At 63.4% G+C, this 22,029-nt stretch carries 18 protein-coding genes; 1 reads left to right on the plus strand and 17 read right to left on the minus strand.

From position 1 onward, the window contains the following. Positions 1 to 2,176, plus strand: a 2,176-nt coding sequence (gene dnaE, locus VJ604_RS06885) for a DNA polymerase III subunit alpha (RefSeq protein ID WP_324080980.1), incomplete at its 5' end; no start/stop codon positions are given. 160 nt (positions 2,177 to 2,336) lie between these two features. Here the strand turns inward: dnaE and VJ604_RS06890 are convergent. The 17 genes from VJ604_RS06890 to mraZ form a co-directional block, all read right to left on the minus strand. Next, entirely contained in the window at positions 2,337 to 2,627 is a 291-nt protein-coding gene (locus VJ604_RS06890; protein ID WP_324080982.1) for a hypothetical protein, read from the minus strand. A 268-nt stretch (positions 2,628 to 2,895) separates the two neighbouring features. Beyond that, positions 2,896 to 4,047, minus strand: coding sequence for a cell division protein FtsZ (ftsZ, locus tag VJ604_RS06895; RefSeq protein ID WP_324080984.1), 1,152 nt, complete (start codon positions 4,045 to 4,047; stop codon positions 2,896 to 2,898). 111 nt (positions 4,048 to 4,158) lie between these two features. Beyond that, entirely contained in the window at positions 4,159 to 5,394 is a 1,236-nt protein-coding gene (gene ftsA / locus VJ604_RS06900) for a cell division protein FtsA (protein ID WP_324080986.1), read from the minus strand. Between the two features lie 16 nt (positions 5,395 to 5,410). Beyond that, positions 5,411 to 6,253 carry a cell division protein FtsQ/DivIB gene (locus VJ604_RS06905; protein WP_324080988.1) on the minus strand — a complete coding sequence of 281 codons (843 nt, stop codon included), beginning with the start codon at positions 6,251 to 6,253 and terminating at the stop codon, positions 5,411 to 5,413. A 197-nt stretch (positions 6,254 to 6,450) separates the two neighbouring features. Next, positions 6,451 to 7,368 carry a D-alanine--D-alanine ligase gene (locus VJ604_RS06910; protein ID WP_324081012.1) on the minus strand — a complete coding sequence of 306 codons (918 nt, stop codon included), beginning with the start codon at positions 7,366 to 7,368 and terminating at the stop codon, positions 6,451 to 6,453. A gap of 223 nt (positions 7,369 to 7,591) precedes the next feature. Further along, positions 7,592 to 8,494 carry a UDP-N-acetylmuramate dehydrogenase gene (murB, locus tag VJ604_RS06915; protein WP_324080989.1) on the minus strand — a complete coding sequence of 301 codons (903 nt, stop codon included), beginning with the start codon at positions 8,492 to 8,494 and terminating at the stop codon, positions 7,592 to 7,594. A gap of 1 nt (position 8,495) precedes the next feature. Continuing rightward, on the minus strand, positions 8,496 to 9,875 hold the full coding sequence (gene murC, locus VJ604_RS06920; RefSeq protein WP_324080991.1) for a UDP-N-acetylmuramate--L-alanine ligase: 1,380 nt from the start codon (positions 9,873 to 9,875) through the stop codon (positions 8,496 to 8,498). Between the two features lie 135 nt (positions 9,876 to 10,010). Then, positions 10,011 to 11,099: an undecaprenyldiphospho-muramoylpentapeptide beta-N-acetylglucosaminyltransferase gene (gene murG, locus VJ604_RS06925; RefSeq protein ID WP_324080993.1), complete on the minus strand. Its 1,089-nt coding sequence runs from the start codon at positions 11,097 to 11,099 to the stop codon at positions 10,011 to 10,013. After that, entirely contained in the window at positions 11,096 to 12,163 is a 1,068-nt protein-coding gene (gene ftsW / locus VJ604_RS06930; protein WP_324081014.1) for a putative lipid II flippase FtsW, read from the minus strand. The genes murG and ftsW overlap by 4 nt, the downstream gene beginning before the upstream one ends. 32 nt (positions 12,164 to 12,195) lie before the next feature. Next, positions 12,196 to 13,557: a UDP-N-acetylmuramoyl-L-alanine--D-glutamate ligase gene (gene murD, locus VJ604_RS06935; RefSeq protein ID WP_324080995.1), complete on the minus strand. Its 1,362-nt coding sequence runs from the start codon at positions 13,555 to 13,557 to the stop codon at positions 12,196 to 12,198. A 277-nt stretch (positions 13,558 to 13,834) separates the two neighbouring features. Next, on the minus strand, positions 13,835 to 14,911 hold the full coding sequence (gene mraY, locus VJ604_RS06940) for a phospho-N-acetylmuramoyl-pentapeptide-transferase (RefSeq protein WP_324080997.1): 1,077 nt from the start codon (positions 14,909 to 14,911) through the stop codon (positions 13,835 to 13,837). Beyond that, complete coding sequence (locus tag VJ604_RS06945; protein WP_324080999.1) at positions 14,911 to 16,320, minus strand: UDP-N-acetylmuramoyl-tripeptide--D-alanyl-D-alanine ligase; 1,410 nt, start codon at positions 16,318 to 16,320, stop codon at positions 14,911 to 14,913. The genes mraY and VJ604_RS06945 overlap by 1 nt, the downstream gene beginning before the upstream one ends. Before the next feature lie 143 nt (positions 16,321 to 16,463). Next, positions 16,464 to 17,984, minus strand: coding sequence for a UDP-N-acetylmuramoyl-L-alanyl-D-glutamate--2,6-diaminopimelate ligase (locus tag VJ604_RS06950; protein WP_324081001.1), 1,521 nt, complete (start codon positions 17,982 to 17,984; stop codon positions 16,464 to 16,466). A 15-nt stretch (positions 17,985 to 17,999) separates the two neighbouring features. After that, positions 18,000 to 19,976, minus strand: a complete 1,977-nt coding sequence (locus VJ604_RS06955) for a PASTA domain-containing penicillin-binding protein (RefSeq protein ID WP_324081004.1) — start codon at positions 19,974 to 19,976, stop codon at positions 18,000 to 18,002. Further along, positions 19,973 to 20,308, minus strand: coding sequence for a cell division protein FtsL (gene ftsL / locus VJ604_RS06960; RefSeq protein ID WP_324081006.1), 336 nt, complete (start codon positions 20,306 to 20,308; stop codon positions 19,973 to 19,975). Before ftsL ends, VJ604_RS06955 begins: the two co-directional genes overlap by 4 nt. Positions 20,309 to 20,328: 20 nt before the next feature. Further along, the gene (gene rsmH, locus VJ604_RS06965) at positions 20,329 to 21,270 is read right to left on the minus strand and encodes a 16S rRNA (cytosine(1402)-N(4))-methyltransferase RsmH (RefSeq protein ID WP_324081008.1); all 942 of its coding nucleotides are present in this window, start codon (positions 21,268 to 21,270) and stop codon (positions 20,329 to 20,331) included. Then, positions 21,271 to 21,753, minus strand: a complete 483-nt coding sequence (mraZ, locus tag VJ604_RS06970) for a division/cell wall cluster transcriptional repressor MraZ (RefSeq protein WP_324081010.1) — start codon at positions 21,751 to 21,753, stop codon at positions 21,271 to 21,273. Positions 21,754 to 22,029 lie beyond the last annotated feature (276 nt).

Raw genomic sequence — 22,029 nt, forward strand, 5'->3', positions numbered from 1 at the left:
CGCCGTAGAGAGCCGCCTTGACAAGGAACTCTCCATCATCCGAGACAAAGGGTTTGCCCACTATTTCCTGGTGGTGGAGGAGATTTCCAAGCAGTCGCAGCGGACCTGTGGCAGGGGAAGTGCTGCCGCCTCGCTGGTCGCATACTGCCTCGGCATCACCCATGTCGACCCGATCAGGCATAACCTCTTCTTCGAACGTTTTCTCAACGAAGGGAGAACGGATCCGCCGGATATCGACATGGATTTCCCGTGGGACGAGCGCGACCAGATCCTCGATTTCGCGTTCGCGCGCTACGGCGCCAAGCGCGCGGCCATGGTCGCCAACCATGTCGGCTTCAAGGGGAGATCGGCCCTGCGCGAGGTCGCCAAAGTCTACGGGCTGCCGGAGTACGAGATCAAGGAGATGACGGAACGGATCTCCGGTTACTGGAAGGCCGAGCAGAGCGCAGCCGCCATCGCCGGGCATCCTCTTTTCAAGGGTGAGCAACTCTCCCAGGACTGGGAGGAGATCCTCTCCACGGCAAGGCGCCTGAACGGGCAACTGCGCCACCTCTCCCTGCATTGCGGCGGGATCGTGATCGTTCCGGACGAGATCCGCAAGTACGTCCCGGTGGAGCTTTCGCGCAAGGGACTGCCGCTCATCCAGTGGGAAAAAGACCAGACCGAGGACGCGGGACTGGTGAAGATCGACATCCTCGGCAACCGCTCTCTCGCGGTGGTGCGCGACGCCATGGCCGCCGCCAACGGTAACTGCGGCGTGGAGATCGATTACGCACGCTGGCAACCGCTGGAGGATGAGAAGGCCTGCACCATGCTGCGAAGCGGCCTCACCATAGGCTGCTTCTACCTGGAATCACCCTCTATCCGCCTGCTGCTACGAAAGATCTGGAGCACCACCGCTCCGCCGACTACCTTCAACTTCGACATCTTCGAGGTGCTGGTGCAGGCCTCCTCCATCATCAGGCCGGCCGCCAACAGCTTTATCCAGGAGTACGTGGCGCGCATGCAGGGTAAGCCGTGGGCGCACCTGCATCCCCTTTTGGAGAGCGTGCTGGACGAGACGCTGGGGATTGCCATCTATCAGGAGCAGATCACCCAGATCGCCATGGAACTTGCCGGTTTCTCCGCCAGCGAGGGGGACCAGCTCCGGAAGGTGATCACCAAGAAGCACAAGGAAAAGCGGTTGGCGGATTTCCGGCTGAAATTTTTCACCGGCGGCGCTGCCAAGGGGGTGAGCGAGCAGGTCCTGCAGGCGGTATGGGAGCAGATTCTCTCCTTCGCCGGCTACTCATTCTGCAAGCCTCACTCGGCAAGCTATGCGTTGTTGAGCGCCAAGGCCGCCTACATGAAGACACATTATCCAGCCGAGTTCCTGGCTGCCGTCATCTCCAACCAAGGGGGCTATTACTCGGCATTCGCTTATATCTCAGAATGCCGCAGGCTGGGAATTGCCATCCTTCCACCCGACATCAACGAGAGCGAGCACCGCTACACCGGACGAGGCAAAAATCTTCGGGTGGGGTTGATGCAGATCGACGGACTGACGACGGACTGCGTCGACAAGTTGCTGAAGGAAAGGAGCGAAGGAGGAAAGTTTGGCTCCTTCCAGAATTTTTTACGGCGGGTTAACGCGACGCGCTCGGACGTCGAGCGGCTGATCAAGGGTGGCTGCTTCGACAGCTTGGAAGGAAAGGAGAAGCGGCCGACCCTGCTCTGGGAACTATTGCATTACCAGCAGCAATCGTCGTCACTTCTCTTCGAGCAGAAAACAGAATTGCCGCAGATGCCTCCCTACGATGCGAAAACGGTGCTGCGACAGGAGGCGGAAACCCTCGGCTTCCTGGTCTCGGTGCACCCGCTCACGCTTTACAAGGAGCAGTGGCTGCGGCATCGCCCCATCAAGGGTGCCGACCTGATCAACTACGCCGGGAAATGGGTGACCATGGTCGGCTGGTGGATCACCACCAAGATGGTGGAGGACAAGCACGGGCGGCCGATGGAATTCGTCTCCTTCGAGGACGTCACCGCCATCTTCGATGCCACCTTTTTCCCGGACGTCTATGCGCGGTTTTGCAGGAAACTGTCGCAGCGGCGGCCGTATCTCTTGAAGGGGATCGTGGAAAAGGAGTTCGGCGTGGCGACGCTCCGGGTGAAATGGGTCGGCTTTCTCGATTGAAAATTGTACCCTCGCCCCTTTAGGGGAGAGGGTGGCCGCAGGCCGGGTGAGGGAAGGCTGCATCCAAAGCAATCCCCCCTGACCCCCCTTTATCAAGGGGGGGACCTCGTTTCAACGTTATGGGGATGGAACTCGGGAGGAGGAGTGAGCTAGTCGGAAGTCATCTGTTGTCCGGGGGGATGGGTGAGGCGATGAAGCGGTAGAGGAGAGCGACGACGATGGTGATCACGGCCACGGTCAGAGCCAGCGGCTTGCCGTGCCAGAGGGTGTGGAACCAGTCGTTGATCTGTTGGCCGAGCAGGTTGGCCTTGCCGGCAAACATCTCCATGTTTCGCTGATAGATCTTGGAGGTGTCGATCTGGTCTCCCAGCGGATTGTCAGGGGCCTCTCCGGCGGTCAAATAAATCACCAGCGCGCTGACCAAGCCGATTGACAGAATCGCTACGGTCACAAAATTCACACGGTTTCGCTGTTCACTCTGCGGCTGATTCATTGACAAGGGCTCTCCATTAAGCAAGTCCAGATTTACAGATAATCTTGTCCTTTGCAAACAATATCGATTGGTGTTGCGGCGCTGGAATAGGAGGCTTCCCTCACCCCGGCCCTCTCCCGGGGGGCGAGGGGGAGTTGATTGGAGTGGGAAGAGACGGTGGGTGACGAAAAAGGCCCGGCTCCTTTTCAGGAACCGGGCCTTCGTTTCGGGGGGCTGGGAGGCTTCTTTAGTCGACGGACTTGCGGAGGAAGGTCGGGATGTCGTACTGGTCTTCCTCGTCCATCAGGAAGCTGCGCTGCCTCATCTGGGTGTCGCGCTGCTGCTTCTCGCGGATGAAGGTCGGGATCTCACGGTTCACTTCGGGCTGACGCGCGATGTGGGAAACGTTCTTCAGCTCGTGGCGCCCTTTCTCGAGGTCGAAGCGATCGCCGAAGCCGGTGGCGATAGCGGTGATCTTGATGGTCTCGCCCAGGGTCTCGTCGATGACCAGACCGACGATGATGTTGGCGTCCTCGTGCACCTTCTCGTGGATGATCTTGCTGGCGGCGTCGAACTCGTCCATGGTCATGGAGGCGGAGCCGGAGATGTTGACCAGCACGCCCTTGGCGCCGGAGATGTCGATGTCCTCGAGCAGCGGGGAGGAGATGGCGCGGACGGCCGCGTCGATGGCGCGGTTCTCGCCGGTGCCCAGGCCGATGCCCATCATCGCCATGCCGCGCTCGCTCATGATGGCCTTCACGTCGGCGAAGTCGACGTTGATCAGGCCGGACTGGGTGATCAGGTCGGAGATGCCCTGCACTGCCTGGCGGAGCACGTCATCGGAGGGTTTGAAGGCGTCCAGGATGGACATGGACTTGCCGGCCAGCCCGAGCAGACGGTCGTTGGGGATCACGATCAGGGAGTCGACGTGCTTCTTGAGCTCCTTGATGCCGTCCTCGCCTTTGGCCAGACGCTGACGGCCTTCGCGGGTGAACGGCTTGGTGACCACGCCGACGGTGAGTGCGCCCTGCTCGCGGGCCACTTCGGCGATGACCGGGGCAGCACCGGTGCCGGTGCCGCCGCCCATGCCGGCGGCGATGAAGATCATGTCGGCGCCCTGCAGCGCCTGGGTCAGCTTTTCTTTATCTTCCAGCGCGGCGTCGCGGCCGACGTTGGGGTTGGCGCCCGCACCAAGACCTTTGGTGAGCTGGGTGCCGATCTGGATCTTGACCGGCGCTTTCGACATACGGAGCGCCTGGGCGTCGGTGTTGGCCACGATGAAATCGACGCCCAGCACGCCGCTCGCCATCATGGTGTTGACCGCATTGCCGCCGCTGCCGCCTACGCCAATTACCTTAATTTTCGCACTTTGATCGATGCTCTCATCGAACTGAAACATGTACCGCCCTCCCTTGTCGCGCCCCCCGGCGAAAGTCAATAAATTAACCGGTTTTATACTACGTTTTGCCATTCATTGGAAGCCAAAAATGGCTCCACTTTTTCTTTTTTCTTAGAAAAATTCTCCAAACCAATCCTTCATTCTTTTGCTCACCCGGCGGAACACGGTCTCGTCGCTTTGCTGGGTCGGGAACTCGTGGACCCCAACGTTTTTGGAGCCGTAGACGACCAGGCCGACGCCGGTTGCGTAGACCGGGGAATTGACCACGTCGGTGAGTCCGCCGATCTTCTGGGGGAGGCCGCGACGGACCGGGAGGTTGAAGATCTGCTCCGCCAATTCCGGCATCCCTTCCAGGATGGTGGAGCCGCCGGTGATCACCACGCCGGAGGCGATCATGTCTTCCAGGCCGCTCTTGACGATCTCGCGGTTGACCAGGGTGAAGATCTCCTCAACGCGCGGCTCCAGGATCTCGCAGAGAAGCTGGCGGGAGAGGACGCGGGGCTTTCGTCCGCCTACGCTGGGGACTTCGATGGTCTCGTCCTTGCCGACCAGGGACGAGAGGCAGCAACCGTACTTCTGCTTGATCCGTTCGGCCTCGGCCATCGGGGTGCGAAGCCCGACGGCGATGTCGTTGGTCAGATGGTTGCCGCCCAGGGAGAGGACGGAGGTGTGCTTGATGGCGCCATCCACGAAGATGGCGATGTCGGTGGTGCCGCCGCCGATATCGACCAGCGCGACGCCCAGTTCTTTCTCGTCGGGGGAGAGCACAGCCTCGGACGAGGAGAGCTGTTCGAGGACGATGTCAGCCACCTCCAGGCCCGCGCGGTTGCAGGATTTCACGATGTTCTGGGCGCTCGCCACCGCGCCGGTGACGATGTGCACCTTGGCCTCCAGGCGCACGCCGCTCATGCCGAGGGGCTCGCGGATGCCGTCCTGGTCGTCGATGATGAACTCCTGGGGGAGGATGTGGATCACCTCCCGGTCCATCGGGATGGCGATGGCCTTGGCCGCCTCGATGACGCGTTTCACGTCCTCCGGCGAGACTTCGCGGTTCTTGATGGCGATGACACCCTGGGAGTTGAACCCCTTGATGTGGCCGCCGGCGATCCCCGCGTAGACCGACTTGATCTCGCAGCCCGCCATGAGCTCCGCTTCCTCGACCGCCTTCTTGATGGCGGCCACGGTGCTCTCGATGTTGATCACCACCCCTTTGCGGAGCCCCTTGGACGGGCTGGTGCCGATCCCGACGATGTCGAGGCCGTCCTCGGTCAGGTTCCCCACGATGGCGCAGATCTTGGTCGTGCCGATGTCGAGACCTACGATCAAATTATCTCTTCTGCCGGACATAAACTCCCCCTTTCAGTCATACTTTTTTAACTATAATTTTGTCGCCGTAATCAAGATCGATGTAATCAAGTGCGTGCATCTGCATCTGCGGCTTCAGATCCACGTAGATGCCGGCAAAGCGGGTGAGCTTGTCCTGGAAGCCGCCGTTGCCAAGTTTGACCGGTACGCCACCCACCATGGTGAAGAGGGTGAAGCCGTACCCCTTGTCGTAGTGGATCTCCGAGACGTCCTCCAGGCCGAAGACCTTGCCCGCCCTGAGGGTGTCCACCAGCGCGAGGGCGTTCTTGAAGGCCTCGCGGGAGCCGACCGGGTCCTTCGCCAGGTCGTCCTCGGTGACGCCGGTGATGAGCGGGTAGTCCAGGCGGTCCCCCTCCACCAGGGCCTTGAAGAGCTGGCCTTTGGGGTCGAGGTAGTAGAGGCAGCCGACGTTGGCGACCGCCTTGGGAGTGCGCTCGGAGAGCGAGATGGACAGCGTATGCGGGAAGTAACGGTGGACCTGGACCTGCTCGACCCACGGGTTCTTGGCGACCTGGTCCACCACCGTTTTGAGCTTCAGGCCGAGCATGGAGTCGCCGGGCTTGACCCCGGCCAGGGCGATCACTTCATTCCTGGTGAGTTTCTTGAGCGGGGAGACTTCGATGGTTTCCAGGCGCATGAGGGTGGTGCGGGAGATCACGTGGTAGAGCTTCCAGCTCCCCGCGCCGACGGCGACGCAGATGGCGGCCGCACCGATGCCACGCGAAAGCCAGGTGACGATGGGACGCCAGTTGATCGGCTTGCGCTTCTTGGGCACCTTCTTCACCCGGTTGTGGGCTACCTGGCGCTGCTGTCGCTCTTTTTTCGTATGCAGATCGCGCATCTGGATACCCTCACCTCATCACACGCGGCCCGATTGCCGCACAACCAAAACCCGAAACTCCTGCAACAAGCTTTGCTACTTCAACTCTTCCGAGCTGTTTCCAGCTCTCCCCCCCTGTCCCCCCTTTATCAAGGGGGGGACGATGCGCGCTCCCTCATCGACAGAAAGAAACGCACCCCCCGCTCCACGGTGCTTGTTTAGATCTTCAGCGAGGCTGCCTGCAGCACCCGCACCACCAGCTCCTTGAAACTGATGCCGGCGCCGCCGGCGATCTCCGGGAGGAGGCTCAGGTCGGTCATGCCGGGGAGGGTGTTGACCTCCAGGATGTACAGCTCGCCTGCCGCGGTCACCAGGAAGTCGACCCGGCTGTAGCAATCGCAGCTCAGGCATGCGTGGGCCTTCTCGCCGGCTCTCAGGACTTCCTCGTAGATGGCGGCAGGAAGCCGCGCCGGCAGGATGTGCTCGGCCATGCCGGCGGTGTACTTCGCCTCGAAGTCGTAGAACTCGTTCTTGGGAACGATCTCGATGGCGCCCAGGGCCTTGCCGTCCAGGATGCCGACCTGCACCTCGCGTCCGTCGATGAAGCGCTCGATCAGGATCTCCGCGTCGTACTTGAATGCCTCGGCGATGGCGGGCTCCAGCTGAGCCTGCTCCTTGACGATGCTGACGCCGACCGACGACCCCTCCTGCGAGGGCTTGACCACCACCGGCAGCGGGTGGGCCAGGGTCAGGTGCTCGCCACGCTTGAGGATCTGGTAGGGAGCCACGGTAAGCCCGGCGGCGCGGAAGACGGTCTTGGAGAAGATCTTGTTGATGGCCAGGGCGCTCGCCAGCACGCCGGAGCCGGTGTAGGGGATCCCCATCAGTTCCAGCACGCCCTGGACCGAGCCGTCCTCGCCGAAGCGGCCGTGCAGGGCGACGAAGGCGACCTCGATCTTCTCGGCGGAGAGCTGGGCCGCCAGGTTGCGGCCGACGTCGATGCCGACGGCGTTAAAGCCCTGGTCGGTGAGTGCCCTGAGCACCGCGGCGCCGCTGTTGAGGGACACCTCACGCTCGGCCGACAGCCCGCCCATCAACACTCCGATCTTCTTATTCTTCAGCTCCTCGACGGTCATTTCGTGTCCTTTCATTCTTTCCGAAACTTTGTTCCGCCCCTCCTGACTCTCCTGTCCCGAAGGGGGAGGCTGGGTGGGGGGAGCGCTGCCTCGACTCAGTATGAGGCTCCGTATTAAAATGGAGCTGAGGCCCCCCTCCCTAGCCCTCCCCCTTCGGGAGAGGGGACTTTCGGACGAGGGGACAGTTTACTATGTAGGTGCTCGCGATGGAATCTTCCACGGCTTAGCCTTCGCCTACTATTCTTACTTCCTCTTCCAGCATGACTCCCGAGGTGGCTTCCACCCGCTGCTTGATCAGGGCGGCGAGGGCGAGAAAATCGGTGGCCCGGGCTCCTCCCTTGTTGACCAGGAAGTTGGTGTGCACCTCGGAGACCTGCGCTCCGCCTACGCTCACCCCCCGCAGACCAGCCGCCTCGATCAGCTTCCAGGCATGCTCTCCCGGCGGGTTCTTGAAGAAGGAGCCGGCATTGGGATAGCCGACCCGCTGGCTCTTCCCCCTGAGGGCAAGGTAGCCTGCCATCCGATCCTCGATCACCCGCCGCTCGGCAGGCTCCAAGCGGAGTATGGCCGATACCACGATCTCGCCCGGCTGCAGCTTCAGGAAACGGTAGCCGAATTCCAGCTCGGGCCCCATCTGGGTGACCACTTCGCCCTGCCTGAGGGTGGTCAGTTTCTCGACATGCGGCAGCGTCTCGCTGCCATGCGCCCCGGCGTTCATGGCGATCGCGCCGCCGAAGGTGCCGGGGATGCCGCACAGGAACTCGATCCCTCCCAGGCAGTCTTCCGCCGCGACCCGGCAGAGCATGGCGTTGGTGACCCCGGCTCCTACCTCCATCCGGGCGCCGGGCAGCGGCTTGAGGGTATCCAGACCCCGCAGGGATATCACGCACCCCCTGATGCCGCCGTCACGAATCAACAGGTTGTACCCGCCCCCCACCACCAGGTAGTGGATGTGGTTGGCTTCCAGCGCGGCGATGGCGTCCCTCAGGTCGGCCAGGTCGGCGGGCTCGATGAAGAGATCGGCGGGTCCTCCTACGCGCAGGCCACAGTGCAGGGACATCGGTTCGTCCCACTTCACCTCGCCGCGCAGGTCGCGGGCGACCTTTTCCAGGGACTCGCGCCGCAAGCTACCCCTCCCCGCCTGGCAGCCGCTTCAGCATGGTCTCGCCGACCTGCCAGACGTTGCCGGCTCCCAGGGTGAGCAGGATGTCACCGGGCTGCAGCAGCTGCTGGAGGTGGTCGCAGAGCTTCTCGCGGTCGGAGATCCAGGTGACGTCGCGGTGGCCGTGCCTGCGGATGCGGGTCGCCAGGTTCTCGGCTGTTACCCCCTCGATGGGCTGCTCGCCGGCCGGGTAGATGTCGGTCATGAGCAGCACGTCCGCGTCGTGGAAGGCCTTCACGAATTCCTCGAAGAGTTCCTTGGTCCGCGTGTAGCGGTGCGGCTGGAAGACCACCACCAGCCTGCGGTCCCAGCCGGACTTGGCGGCGGCCAGTGTGGCGCGGATCTCGGTGGGGTGATGACCGTAGTCATCCACCACCATCACGCCGTTCACGCCCCCCTTCATCTGGAAGCGGCGGCCCACCCCGCCGAAAGCGGCGAACCCTTCCTGGATCAGCTCGAAGGGGATGTCCAGCTCACGGGCCACCGCGATGGCGGCCAGGGCGTTCAACACGTTGTGGGCACCGGGCATCGAGAAGGTGATCTCGCCCAGCCTCACCCCCTTGTGGTGTGCCACGAAGGTGGTGGTGAAGCCGGAGAGCCTGACGTCGGTGGCCCGGTAGTCGGCCTGGGCCGAGAGGCCGTAGCTCGTGAAGCGCTTCTTGACCTTGGGGAGGATGTCGGAAACGTTGCCGTTGTCCAGGCAGAGCACGGCCAGCCCGTAGAAGGGGATCTTGTTGATGAACTCGACGAAGGTGTCCTTGATCTCCTCGATGCCGCTGTAGAAATCGAGGTGGTCGGCGTCGATGTTGGTGACGACGGCGATGGTCGGGGAGAGGAGCAGGAAGGAGCCGTCGGACTCGTCCGCCTCGGCGACCAGGAACTGCCCCTGGCCGAGCTTGGCGTTGGTCCCCAGCGAGTTCAGCCTGCCGCCGATCACCATGGTGGGGTCGATGCCACCCTTGGACAGAAGCGTCGCCACCATGGAGGTGGTGGTGGTCTTGCCGTGGGTGCCGGCCACCGCGATGCCGTACTTCATGCGCATCAGCTCGGCCAGCATCTCCGCGCGCGGGATGACCGGGATCAGCCGCTCGTGCGCCTCGATCACCTCCGGGTTGTCGTCGTGCACCGCGCTGGAGATGACCACCACGTCCACGTCGATGATATTCTCCCGGGCGTGGCCGAAAAAGATCTCGCCACCCAGCCCCGCCAGGCGCTCGGTGATCTCCGAGGAGCGCAGGTCGGAACCGGACACCTTGTAGCCCAGGTTCAGGAGCACCTCAGCGATGCCGCTCATGCCGATCCCGCCGATGCCGACGAAATGTATCTTCTCTATCTTTCCGTACATTTATTTCCTTTCGCGTTCACGTCCCCCCCCTTGATAAAGGGGGGTCAGGGGGGATTGCATTTGCTACTAGACCTACGGCTAACTGCAATCCCCCTAAATCCCCCTTTATCAAGGGGGACTTAAAGGCTCCCCACTTCAGGGGGTCTGTTTAACCTTCTCCATCATGGCCGCCACGATGGCCTGGGCGGCGTCCAGCTGGGCGAGGCTCCTGGCGTTCTTCTCCACCCGGGCCAGCCGATCGGGGTCCTGCATCAGGCCGAGGATCTCTGCTGCCAGCTTCTCGCCGGTCAGGTCCTCTTCCACGATCATCAGCCCCGCCTCCCTGTGCAGCAGGGATTCGGCGTTCTTTCGCTGGTGGTCGTCGGCGGCGTACGGGAAGGGGATGAAGATGCAGGCCTTTCCGCAGGCGGTGACTTCCGCGATGGTGGTGGCGCCGGCCCGGCAGACCACCAGGTCCGATGCGCCGTAGGCCGCCGACATGTCGTCGATGAAGGCGGTCACCTTGGCCTGGAAGCCGTGCTGCTGGTACCCTTCCCGCACCTCCTGGATGTCCTTCTCCCCGGTCTGGTGGGTGATCCTCAGCCGATCCTTCACGCTCTCCAGGAACGGGAGCGCCTCGATCATGGCGGTGTTGATGCGGTGCGCGCCGGCGGAACCGCCGAAGACCAGCAGGCTGAAGCCGTCGCCGACGGTCGGAATCCGCTCATGGAAGCTCCAGAGGATCTCCTTGCGGATCGGGTTGCCGGTCATCAGGGTGCTGTTCTCCGGGAACAGCTCGGCCGACTCCGGCATGGAGATGAAGATCCCCTCCACCAGGCGCCCCAGGAACTTGTTGGTGATGCCGGGGATGGCGTTCTGCTCATGGATGAAGGTCTTGATCCCCATCCCCCGCGCGGCCAGTACCAGCGGCGCCGAGGCGTAGCCACCCACTCCCAGCACCAGGTCCGGCTTGAACTCCTTCAGGATCTTCCTGGACTGCGCGTAGCCGTAGAGGAGCTTCCCGGCGCTCATCAGCTTGCGTGCCGTGCCGAGCCCCTTCATGCCGCTGGAAGAGACCAGCTCCAGCCGGTAGCCGAGCTTGGGAAGCAGCCTGGCCTCGATCCCCCGGCTGGTCCCCACGAAGAGGACCTCGTTCTCCGGCGCCCTGGCCAGGAACTCCTCGGCCACCGCGATGCCCGGGAAGAGATGGCCGCCGGTGCCGCCTCCCGCCACGATCAGCCTCATTGCGCCCCCCTCATCCTGGTGGAGACGTTCAGGAGCACGCCGATCGCGCAGAGCGAGATGATCAGGGAGGAGCCGCCGTAGCTCACGAAGGGAAGCGCGAGCCCCTTGGTGGGGAGCATGCCGGTGACCACTGCCATGTTGATGAAGGCCTCCATGCCGATCAGGATGGCGATCCCGAAAGCGAGGAAACGCCCGAAGTTGTCCTCGGCGGCGATGGCCACCCGGATCGAGCGCTGCACGAGCAGCAGGAACATGCTGGCGATCACTATCACCCCGATGAAGCCGAGCTCCTCCCCGCAGACGGAGAGGATGAAGTCGGTGTGGGCCTCGGGGAGGTAAAAGAGCTTCTGCTTACCCTCCCCCAGCCCCTGCCCGAAGAAGCCGCCGGTCCCCAGCGCGAGCCAGGACTGGATGATCTGGAAACCCGCGTTGGTCGGGTCCTGCCAGGGGTCGAGGAAGGCGGTGATGCGGCGCATGCGGTAGGCCTCGGTGAAGACCAGGTAGCAGGCTCCGGGGAGCGCAACCAGTCCCATCCCCAGGATGTACTGCACCCTGGTCCCTGCGGCGAACAGCATGACGATGGCGACCGTCCCCATGGTCATGGCGGCGCCCATGTCGTGCTGCTTCAGGAGGACCATGATGAAGACCCCCAGGATCAGCAGGTAGGGGAAGAACCCGGAGGCGAACTGCCGAAGCTTCTCCTGCCTCTTGTCCAGCGAATAGGCCATGTAGATGATCAGCGCGACCTTGGCGAGCTCGGAGGGCTGGAAGTTGAAGCCCGGCAGCCTGATCCAGCGGGAAGCCCCCTTGGCGGCGCCGCCGATGCCCGGCACGAAGACCAAAAGGAGCAGGAAAAAGCAGCCGAAGAAGAGGGGCACCGCCCACTTCTTCCAGACGTGGTAGTCGATGTGCATGGCGACCGCCATGCCGGCAAAGCCGATCAGCGCGTAGATGGACTGCCTCTTCAGGAAGTAGAAGCCGTCGTGGTACTTCTTGGCCGCCATCACGGAGGAGGCGGAGTAGACCATGACCACACCGAAGCAGGTGAGGATCACCACCATCATGAGCACGATGATGTCGAATCCCTCCAGTCGCTTCACGCGTCCCCCTCGGCTGCCAGTGCCCGGACCGCACCTTTGAAGCAGTTGGCTCGCTCCAGGTAATCCTTGAACATGTCGAAGCTGGAGCAGGCCGGCGAGAACAACACGACCCCGCCCGGGTCGGTCAGTTTATGCGCCAGCGCGACCGCCCCCTCCAGCGTCTCGGAGAAGTGGGTATCGGTCAGCGAGCCCAGCGCCTCGTTCATGCGCTCCTTGGCCTCGCCGATCAGGATCAGGTGGCTGACACGGGCAGATACCAGCGGGGCCAGCGGCTCGTAGGAACCACCCTTGTCCTTGCCGCCGGCGATCAGGGTGATGCCGGGTTCGAAGCTCTCCAGGGACTTGACCACGCTCCCCACGTTGGTCCCCTTGCTGTCCTCGTAGTAGCCCACCCCGTTCACCTCGGCCACGAACTCCATCCGGTGCGGCAGCCCCTTGAAGGTGCGCACCGTCTGGTAGGCGCAGTCGCCGTCGCAACGCATGAGGAGCGTGGCGGCCAGGCTGGCCATGATGTTGTCCAGGTTGTGGACCCCTTTCAAGAGGAACCCTTCGGTGCCGAAGGTGAGCACCTTGCCGTTGTGGGCGAAGGTGATGAAGCCGTCGCGGTAGCTGATCCCTTCCTCCAGCTCGGAGAGGCGGCTCATCGGGAAGATGCGCGCCTTCAACTTGTCCGCGCAGGCGGCCACCAGGGGATCGTCGATGTTCAGGACGGCGTAATCGTCCGCGGTTTGGTTCTCGAAGATGCGCAGCTTGGCGTCGATGTACTCCTGGAAGCTGTGATAGCGGTCCAGGTGATCCTCGGTCAGGTTGAGCAGCACCGCGACGTGGGGATGAAAGCTCTCCACCCCTTCCAGCTGGAAGGAGGATAGCTCGACCACCACCCGCTCGACCTCTTGGCCGCTCATGGCCAGCTCGATCAGGGGATTGCCGATGTTACCCCCCACGAAGGTCTCAAAACCGCAGCCGCGGAAGATCTCGCCGGTCAAGGTCGTGGTAGTGGTCTTGCCGTTGGTGCCGGTGATGGCAACCATGGGGGTCTTGATGAACCAGGAGGCGAGCTCCACCTCACTGATCACGCGCCGCTTCTGGGAGCGGGCCATCATCAGCGGCTTGATGTCCATCGGCACGCCCGGGCTCACCACGATCAGGTCCGCCATCAGGAAGCTGTGGGGGACGTGACGGCCCAGCTCGTAATCGATGTCCAGGTCGGCGAGCTCGTTCAAGGTATCGGCCAGCGCCTCGTCGTCGCGCATGTCGGTCACGGTCACCCGCGCACCGGCCTCGGCGAGGAAGCGCGCCACCGCGACGCCCGTGCGTGCGAGGCCGACAACCAGTATTTTCTTGCCTGCTAATTCCATTGCTGCCTTTCTCTACCTGCGATTCTGTAGCCAAAAAATTCCTTAGCCGTTCACCCTGAGCCTGTCGAAGGCCTAAAACCTTTACGCTTTTTTCAGGCTGGAAAAGTTGGAAGCCCTGCTTCGACTGGCTCAGCACGAACGGCCCAACTTTATGCTCCGCCGGTCGGGGTCTGGTCGGTGGAGAGGGACCTAAAAAGCGGCCAGTATATTACCCTAAAAGGGGCCCTGAGTGGGTGAAAAATCACTTAAAAATCGAACTTTTTTCCTTGCCCCGCTGTTAGCGCATCTTCAGGGTCGAGATGGCCACCAGCGCCAGGATGATGGTGATGATCCAGAACCGGACGATGATCTTGGGCTCGGCCACTCCCTTCAGCTCGAAGTGGTGGTGGATGGGGGCCATCCGGAAGATCCTCTTGCCGCGGTACTTGTAGGAGCCGACCTGGAAGATGACGGAAAGCGCCTCCACCACGAAGACGCCACCCACGATCACCAGCAGGATCTCCTGCTTGGTCAGCACCGCCAGGGTGCCCAGCCCGCCCCCCAGCGCCAGGGAGCCGACATCGCCCATGAAGACTTCGGCGGGGTAGGAGTTGTACCAGAGGAAGCCGAGACCCGCGCCGACCAGTGCGCCGCACAGGATGGCCAGTTCGCCGGCCCCCGGGACGTAGGGGATCTGCAGGTAGCCGGAGAGCCTGGCGTTACCGGCGATGTAGCAGAAGAGCATGTAGGTGGCGGCGTTGATGGCGGTCGGCCCGATGGCGAGGCCGTCCAGGCCGTCGGTGAGGTTCACCGCATTGCTCGCGCCGACGATGACCAGGGTGACGAACGGGATGTAGAAGAGCCCCAGCTCCGGGTGCACCTTCTTGAAGAAGGGGAGGTAGAGTTCGGTGGAGAAACCGGGGAGGGTGTAGAGGATGATGCCGACCGCCGCACCGACGATGATCTGCCAGAACATCTTCTGGCGCGGCGAGAGCCCCTTGGGGTTCTTCTCCACCACCTTCTTGTAATCGTCCACGAAGCCGAGCAGGCCGTAGCAGATGATCACCCCCAGGGTGAGCCAGACGAAGATGTTGGTCAGGTCCGCCCAGAGCAGGGTAGGGACCACGATGCAGACCAGGATCAGCACCCCTCCCATGGTGGGGGTCCCCTGCTTCTTCAGGTGCGATTCCGGCCCGTCGGTCCTGATCACCTGGCGCGCCTGCAACTTCTCCAGGCGGCGGATCACCCAGGGGCCGACGATGAAGGAGAGCACCAGGGCGGTGATCATGGCGTAGATGGTTCTGAAGGTCAGATATTTGAAGACGTTGAAGAGCTTGTAGGAGGAAGCCAGCGGAAATAAGAGATGGTACAGCATTAGTGGTGCCCCCCTTTCGCCTCGGCCGCCAGGGCCGCGCGTACCGCCCGAGCCACCAGCTCCATCCGCATGCCCCGCGAGCCCTTGAAGAGCGCGCAGTCGCCGGCCTGCAGCCAGCTGGTCAGCGCGCTGGCTATCTCATCGTGATCCTTGGCCACCAGGACGTTTTCCTGGGAGAGCCCGCCTTCCAGCGCTCCCTTGGCCACTTCGCCGGCGAGTTGGCCCAAGAGATAAAGCCGCTCCACACACCCCGCAGCCAGCTTGCCCAGCTCGCGGTGCGCCTGCTCGCTACCCTCGCCCAGCTCCAGCATGTCGCCCAGAGCCGCGGCCGCCCGTCCTTCCTCCCGGACCTCCTTCAGCGTGCGCAGGGCAGCTGCCATGGAGGCGGGATTGGCGTTGTAGCTGTCGTCGATCAGGATCACACCGCCCACCTCTTCCAGCTGGAAGCGCTTGTCGTAGGGGGTGAACTCCTCTAACCCTGCGCGGATCACCTCGCCGGAGATACCCATCGAGTAGGCGGCGGCCGCCGCGGCCAGGGCGTTGTAGATGTTGTGCTGCCCGAAGGCCTTCAGGGCGACCGGCTGCTCCTGGTCCGGGAGGCGCAGGGTGAAGCTCTCGCCCAGCTTGCCGAGGCTCTTGATGGAGGCGCTGGAGACCTCGGCACCCCGCAAGCCGAAGGTGAGGCGGGTGACGTTCAGGTGGGTCGGGCACTTGGAGACCAGCGGGTCATCCACGTTGTAGACCGCCACGCTGCCGGGCTTCAGGCGCAGGAACAGCTCCCCTTTGGCCTTGGCCACCCCTTCCACGCTCCCCAGGTTCTCCAGGTGGGCGGGAAAGGCGTTGGTGATGATGCCGACATCGGGGTCGGCGATCTCGGCCAGACGGTCGATCTCGCCGAAGTCGCTCATCCCCATCTCCACCACCGCCCACCGCTCCCGGCCGGTGAGTCTCAGCAGGGTGAGGGGGAGGCCGATCAGGTTGTTCAGGTTCCCTTCCGTCTTGATGCCGGGGCCGGTGGCGGTGAGGATGCCGGCCAGCATCTCCTTGGTGGTGGTTTTGCCGTTGCTGCCGGTGATGGCCACCACCTTGATCTGGAAGCGGCGGCGATGCCAGGCCGCCAGATCGCCCAGGGCGCGGAGCGTGTCGGGTACCACCACCGCGGAGCAGCCGGCGGGGAGCTGATTGGCAACGGCCCAGTCGTTATCCACCAGGAAGACGGCCACCCCTTTCTCCGCCGAGGCGGCCACGAAATCGTGGCCGTCGAAGCGGTCGCCCCGCAGGGCCACGAACAGCTGTCCGGCGGCAACCTGGCGGGAGTCGGTGGAGACGCCATTGGCGACGGCGACGGCATCCCCGGAAAGGGTCCCGCCGGTCGCTTCGGCTATCTCTTGAAGGGTGAATGTCGCCATGCTTCCTCTAGTTCTCGTATTTCTTGCAGGCGCCGTGGGCGCCGATTTCTTGACCAAAACCCCAACCTTTCTGATGTGCAACAACTTCTATTGTGCAACCTGTCTGCATATTTCTACAACTTATCTGACACAGCCAACTCATTCTATCCCCTCAGCTTCAGCGCCTCGGCGGCCTCTTCCCGGTCGTCGAAGTGGAACTTCTCGGTGCCGAGGATCTGGTAGTCCTCGTGCCCCTTGCCGGCCAGCAGCACTATGTCGCCCGGGCGCGCTGCCTGCATGGCCACCCCGATCGCATCGCGCCTGGACTCGATGGTAACGAATCCCTTTTCGTCGAAACCGTTGGCGATCTCCTCGGCGCTGTACTCCTTGAGCGAAAGCGGTGCGATGCCGGCCTGGATGTCTTGGAGGATCGCCTGCGGCTGCTCGGTGCGGGGGTTGTCGGAGGTGACCACGGCGAGGTCGCTGTAGCGTGCGGCGATCTCCCCCATCACCGGGCGTTTCCCCTTGTCGCGGTCGCCGCCGCAGCCGAACAGGGTGATGATGCGGCCGGTCTTCAGTTCGGTGAGGGTGGTGAGCACGTTCTCCAGTGCGTCGCCGGTGTGGGCGTAGTCGACCAGCACGGTGATCCCCTGGTCGTTATCCACCCGCTCCAGGCGGCCCGGCACCTTCTGGTGTCCCTTGATCCCATCCTGGATGGCCTGGTCCGAGATGCCCAGCGCGATCCCGGTCCCCACCGCGGAGAGGATGTTGTACAGGTTGAAGCGGCCCAGCAGCTCCGAGGTGAGCGAGAGCTCGCCGCGCGGCGTGTCCAGCTTGCAGCGGATCCCTTGCACGGAGAAGTCGACTTCGTCCACCGTGATGTCGGCATCTTCCTCCACCGCGTAGCTGATCACCGTGGCGGCGGCGCACTTGGCTATCCTCTTCCCGTACTCGTCGTCAACGTTGACCACCGCGTGTCTCCGCGGCTTGCGCGGGGTGGGAGCCATGAGGTCGGTGAAGAGCCGCAGCTTGCTCTCGAAATAGGCCTCCATGCTGGGGTGGTAGTCGAGGTGGTCGCGGGTCAGGTTGGAGAAGACGGCCACGTCGAACTGGCAGCCGTCGGCGCGGCGCTGCTCCAGGCTGTGCGAGGAGACCTCCATCACCACGCCGTGCGCCCCCAGGTCGACCAGCCCCCTCAGGGTCCTCTGCAGGTCCACCGATTCGGGGGTGGTGTTGGGGGCCGGGATGAAGGTCTCGCCGAAGCGGTAACTGATGGTTCCCAGCACCGCCGGGGGATAGCCCCCCTTCGCCATGATCGCTTCGATCAGGTAGGTGGTGGTGGTCTTGCCGTTGGTGCCGGTGATGCCGACGGTCGGGATACTGGCGGTCGGCTCGCCGTAGAAGCGGGCCGCCATCAGGGACATGGCGCGCCGGGCGTCGCTCACCTCCACCAAGGTAGCCCCCCCGGGAACGGCGCAGGGGCGGTCCGCAACGACGGCGACCGCCCCTCCCTTCACCGCGGCCTCTATGAACAGAGTGCCGTCACTTTTTACTCCCCGCAGCGCGAAGAAGAGCCCGCCCGGCCCCACCTGCCGCGAGTCGTAATAGAGCTCCTCTATCTCGACATCGCTGTCACCGGTGATGCGTGCCCCATCCAGGCACTCGAGCAGTTCCGCGAGTTTCATGATTCCCCCATGGTATCAGGCCGACGGTACGAACCGGACCCAAACTTCCTCCTGCGTATTGATGGGAGCTCCCGGCGACGGGTGCTGCTCGATCGCCCTGCCGCTTCCCTGCAGCTTCACGTTGAGACCGCGCCTCTCCATGATCCTCAGCACCTGCCGCATGCTCATCCCCCGGAAGTCCGGCATGGCCCCGGTGGCATCGCTCCCCTCCACGATGCCCCCCTCCGCTGCCGCGGGAACCGGCGTCGGTTCGTTCTTGGCGGCCAGCACCGGCTCCGCCTTCTTCTTCACGCTCTTCACCGGCGGCACCTTCAGGTAGCAAAGGGACTGCTGGGCGATGGCCGAAAAGGCCGGGGCGGCTACTATGCCGCCGTACGGGCTGGTGGTCGGTTCGTCAACCACCACCAGGATGGTCAGCTTCGGCTTGTCCACCGGCACAAAGCCGACGAAGGAGGCGGTGCGCTTTCTGGCCGAGTAGCCGTGGGTGGCGGGATCGACCTTCTGGGCGGTGCCGGTCTTGCCTGCCACCGTGTAGCCGTCCACCGCGGCGGCGGTGCCGGTCCCCCCCTCGTCGACCACCCCTTCCAGCATGCGGGCGACGGTCCGGGCGGTGGACTCGGAGATGACCCTTCTCTTCACCTGGGGACCGAACTGCTGCAGCACCTCGCCGTCGTCGTTGGTGAGGCGGTCCACCAGGTACGGCTTCATCAGGTTGCCGCCGTTGGCCACCGCCGAGACCGCGGCGGTGATCTGCAGGGCGGTGGCGGTCACCCCCTGCCCGAAGGAGATGGTGGCCAGGTCTATCGGGTACCACTTGGTCTGCGCCCTCAGCATGCCGCCCGCCTCGCCGGGGAGGTCGATGTCGCTTTTCTGGCCGATGCCGAAGGAGCTGAGCGCCTGGTAGAGCCGCTCGGGGCCGAGCCGGGTGCCGATCTTGGCGGCGCCGATGTTACTCGAGTACTTGAGGATCTGCCCGACGTTCAGGGTGCCATAGTGGTGGGTATCGTGGATGGTCCTGCCGGACATGCTGTAGCTTCCCCCCTCGCAGTTGAAGAGGTCGCCCGGCCTGATCACCTTGCTTTCCAGGGCCGCCGAGACCAGCAGCACCTTAAAGGTGGAGCCCGGCTCGAAGCTGTCCGAGATGGCGCGGTTTCTCAGGGCGCCCGGCCCGTACTTGAAGTAGCTGTTGGGGTTGAAGGTCGGGTAGTTCGCCATGGCCAGCACGCGGCCGGTGTCGGGCTCCATGACGATGGCGATCCCCGCCTTGGCGCCGTTTTTCTCCACCGCCTTGGCGAGTTCCTTCTCGGTTATGTACTGGATGTTCTTGTCCAGGGTGAGGACGACGTTGCTCCCCTTGGAGCCCGCCTTGGCCTCCCCCCCCTTCTTGAGGTCGATGTCGCGCCCGAGGGCGTCGCGCTCGGTGACCAGGTAGCCGGTGTTGCCCAGAATGGTGGAGTCGTACTTCTTCTCGATCCCCTCCAGGCCGCCGGGGTCGACACCGGTAAAGCCTACCACGTGCGAGGCGACTTCGGAGTTCGGATAGAACCTCTTGCTCTCCTTGGCGAAGCCGATGCCGTCCAGGTCCAGGTCCTTGATCTTCTTGGCCTGCTCCGGCGGCAGCCTGCGGGCGAGCCAGACGAAGTTCTTGGCGGCCTTGAGTTTCCCTTCCAGCTCCGGCACGCTCATCCCCAGAAGCGGCGCCAGCTTGGCGGCCCCCTCCGGGATGTTCTCCATGTTGCGGGTCTCCGCGTAGCAGGAGTCCATCTCGATGGATACTGCCAGGGGAGCGGAGTTCCGGTCATAGATCGCGCCCCTGCCCGGGGTGAGCGGAACGATCCGGTTATGCTGCCTCTCGGCGATCTTGACCAGCTTGTCCTTCTGGAACACCTGCAGGTACAGCGCGCGTCCGGCGGTCACCGCGAAGACGGCGATGAAGAGCAGGGCGACGAAGCGCATGCGCATCCTCGCCCATTTTTCCGTCTTCTCGATCACTTGACGAGGACCACTTGCTGGTCGGTGGGGAGCGCCATGCCCAGCTCACCCTTGGCCAGCGTCTCGATCCTGGCGGGGGTCTTCAGGGAGGCGACTTCCACCTTGAGGCGCTTGTTTTCCTGCTGCGCGTCCTTCAACTGGCGCGCGGCGTCGGCGATCTTCAGGTTGAGGTCGATCACCTCGACCCTGGACCAGACGTGGAAGATGGAGACCAGGGTCAAAAGTACCATGACCCCGATCAGGTACGGAAAGCTGACCCAGTTTTCCCTGGCGACACCGCTTATCCTTACCGGTGCTGCTACCTTGTCGTAGGCGACTTTGCTTATTGCCATGGCGTACCTCTCTCGACTCTCTAGACTATCTTTTCCACGACCCGCAGCTTGGCGCTGCGGGAGCGCGGGTTGGCGGCTACTTCCTCTTTGGTTGCCATCAGCGGCTTACCGGTCACCACCTTGCACTGCGGTTTCTTGCCGCAGACGCAGATGGGGAGCTCTTTCGGGCAGGTGCAGCCGGTGGCGGCGCTCCGGAAGGACTCCTTCACGATGCGGTCCTCCAGCGAGTGGAAGGAGATCACCGCCCCGCGCCCACCCTTTTTCAGCAGCCTGAGCAGGTCGGCAAGCCCGTTCTCCAGGCTCTTCAGCTCCTCGTTGACCGCGATCCTCAGGGCCTGGAAGGTCCTGGTGGCCGGGTGGAGGCGCTCCTCCCATTTGGCCTTGGGGATGGCCCCCTTCACGATATCGACCAGTTGCAGGGTGGTCTCGATCGGCTGCTCTTCCCTCGCCTTCACGATGAAGGAGGCGATCCGCTTGGACCAGCGCTCCTCGCCGTAGTCGGTGATGATCTTGGCGAGCTCCGCCTCGGAGAGCGTGTTGACCAGGTCGGCGGCGGTCGCCCCGCCGCTTCGGTCCATGCGCATGTCCAAGGGTGCGTCCTGCATGAAGCTGAAGCCCCGCTCCTCGCGGTCCAGCTGGTGGGAGGAGACCCCCAGGTCCAGCACGAAGCCGTCGATGGCGTCCACCCCGATCTCGGCCAGGGTCTCGGCGATGCGGGCGAAGTTCCTCTGGAAGAGCCTCGCGCGGCTTCCGAAGGGGGAAAGCCTCTGGCCGGCCGCCGCGATCGCCTCGGCGTCCCGGTCGAAGCCGATCAGCACCCCCTCCGGCGAGCTGGCGGTCAGGATCAGCCCCGCATGCCCCGCGCCCCCCAGGGTGCCGTCCACGTAGATGCCGCCCGACTGCGGCTTGAGCGCCGCCAGTACCTCGTCGGGCATCACGGAGATGTGGTGGAAGTCCTCCATCTAGAGCCCCAGACCGGCCAGCGCCGAGGAGTCCACCGGGAAGTTCTGCTCGTCCTGCTGGCAGACCTTGGCCCAGACCAACTCGCTGTAGATCTCGACCTTGGACTGCATGCCGACGAAGTGGAGCTTGCTGTCGAGCTGGGCGGTCTTCCTGAGATCGCTCGGCACCAGCATCCGGCCGAGCTTGTCGGCGGTCAGTTCCACCGCCGGCACCAGGATGGTCCTGCGGACCGCATCGAGGGCCGCCAGGCTCAGGCCGAGCCCGTTGCCGTCTTTGAGGCGCTCTTCCAGCTCCAGAAATTTTTGGTAGGGATAGATGGTCAGGCCGTAGCAGACTTCGCCGTCAGCGAGGCGCACCGGGCTCGATTTGGTGAGGAAAAAGCGCTCGTCGCCGAAGGTTTCGACCAGAACATCGCGAAATTTCGCGGGAATGCTGGTGCGTCCCTTCGCGTCGATAGTTGTGTCGAATTTCCCTCTGAACATGGCTTCCCCGGCACCTTTTGCCACTTTATACCACTTTATACCACTTTCCACTGGAACTATACGAAAGGGTTACCGCGATGTCAAGGCAAAACTGTGCTGCGGAAGTGTATTTTTTAGAGATTTTCCAAGGGTTTAACGAACGGGGAGGAGGAGCTGCCGGGGAGGTGGTAAATGGTGGGGAATTTCGGTAAGTTAAAAACATCAAACCGCGGCGACACCTTGGTTTGGCGACTTTCGTATAACCCGCTAACGACAAAAGACTCATCTTCGCTACCC

The sequence above is a fragment of the Geomonas sp. genome (assembly GCF_035254065.1).
Taxonomy (GTDB): domain Bacteria; phylum Desulfobacterota; class Desulfuromonadia; order Geobacterales; family Geobacteraceae; genus Geomonas.

Bases quoted from the DNA above. Each gene is read 5' to 3' on its own strand.
- ftsZ (WP_324080984.1), bottom strand. From the start codon at position 4,047: ATGTTTCAGTTCGATGAGAGCATCGATCAAAGTGCGAAAATTAAGGTA.
- ftsA (WP_324080986.1), bottom strand. From the start codon at position 5,394: ATGTCCGGCAGAAGAGATAATTTGATCGTAGGTCTCGACATCGGCACG.
- VJ604_RS06905 (WP_324080988.1), bottom strand. From the start codon at position 6,253: ATGCGCGATCTGCATACGAAAAAAGAGCGACAGCAGCGCCAGGTAGCC.
- VJ604_RS06910 (WP_324081012.1), bottom strand. From the start codon at position 7,368: ATGACCGTCGAGGAGCTGAAGAATAAGAAGATCGGAGTGTTGATGGGC.
- murC (WP_324080991.1), bottom strand. From the start codon at position 9,875: ATGTACGGAAAGATAGAGAAGATACATTTCGTCGGCATCGGCGGGATC.
- murG (WP_324080993.1), bottom strand. From the start codon at position 11,099: ATGAGGCTGATCGTGGCGGGAGGCGGCACCGGCGGCCATCTCTTCCCG.
- ftsW (WP_324081014.1), bottom strand. From the start codon at position 12,163: ATGATGGTGGTGATCCTCACCTGCTTCGGTGTGGTCATGGTCTACTCC.
- murD (WP_324080995.1), bottom strand. From the start codon at position 13,557: ATGGAATTAGCAGGCAAGAAAATACTGGTTGTCGGCCTCGCACGCACG.
- mraY (WP_324080997.1), bottom strand. From the start codon at position 14,911: ATGCTGTACCATCTCTTATTTCCGCTGGCTTCCTCCTACAAGCTCTTC.
- VJ604_RS06945 (WP_324080999.1), bottom strand. From the start codon at position 16,320: ATGGCGACATTCACCCTTCAAGAGATAGCCGAAGCGACCGGCGGGACC.
- VJ604_RS06950 (WP_324081001.1), bottom strand. From the start codon at position 17,984: ATGAAACTCGCGGAACTGCTCGAGTGCCTGGATGGGGCACGCATCACC.
- ftsL (WP_324081006.1), bottom strand. From the start codon at position 20,308: ATGGCAATAAGCAAAGTCGCCTACGACAAGGTAGCAGCACCGGTAAGG.
- rsmH (WP_324081008.1), bottom strand. From the start codon at position 21,270: ATGGAGGACTTCCACCACATCTCCGTGATGCCCGACGAGGTACTGGCG.
- mraZ (WP_324081010.1), bottom strand. From the start codon at position 21,753: ATGTTCAGAGGGAAATTCGACACAACTATCGACGCGAAGGGACGCACC.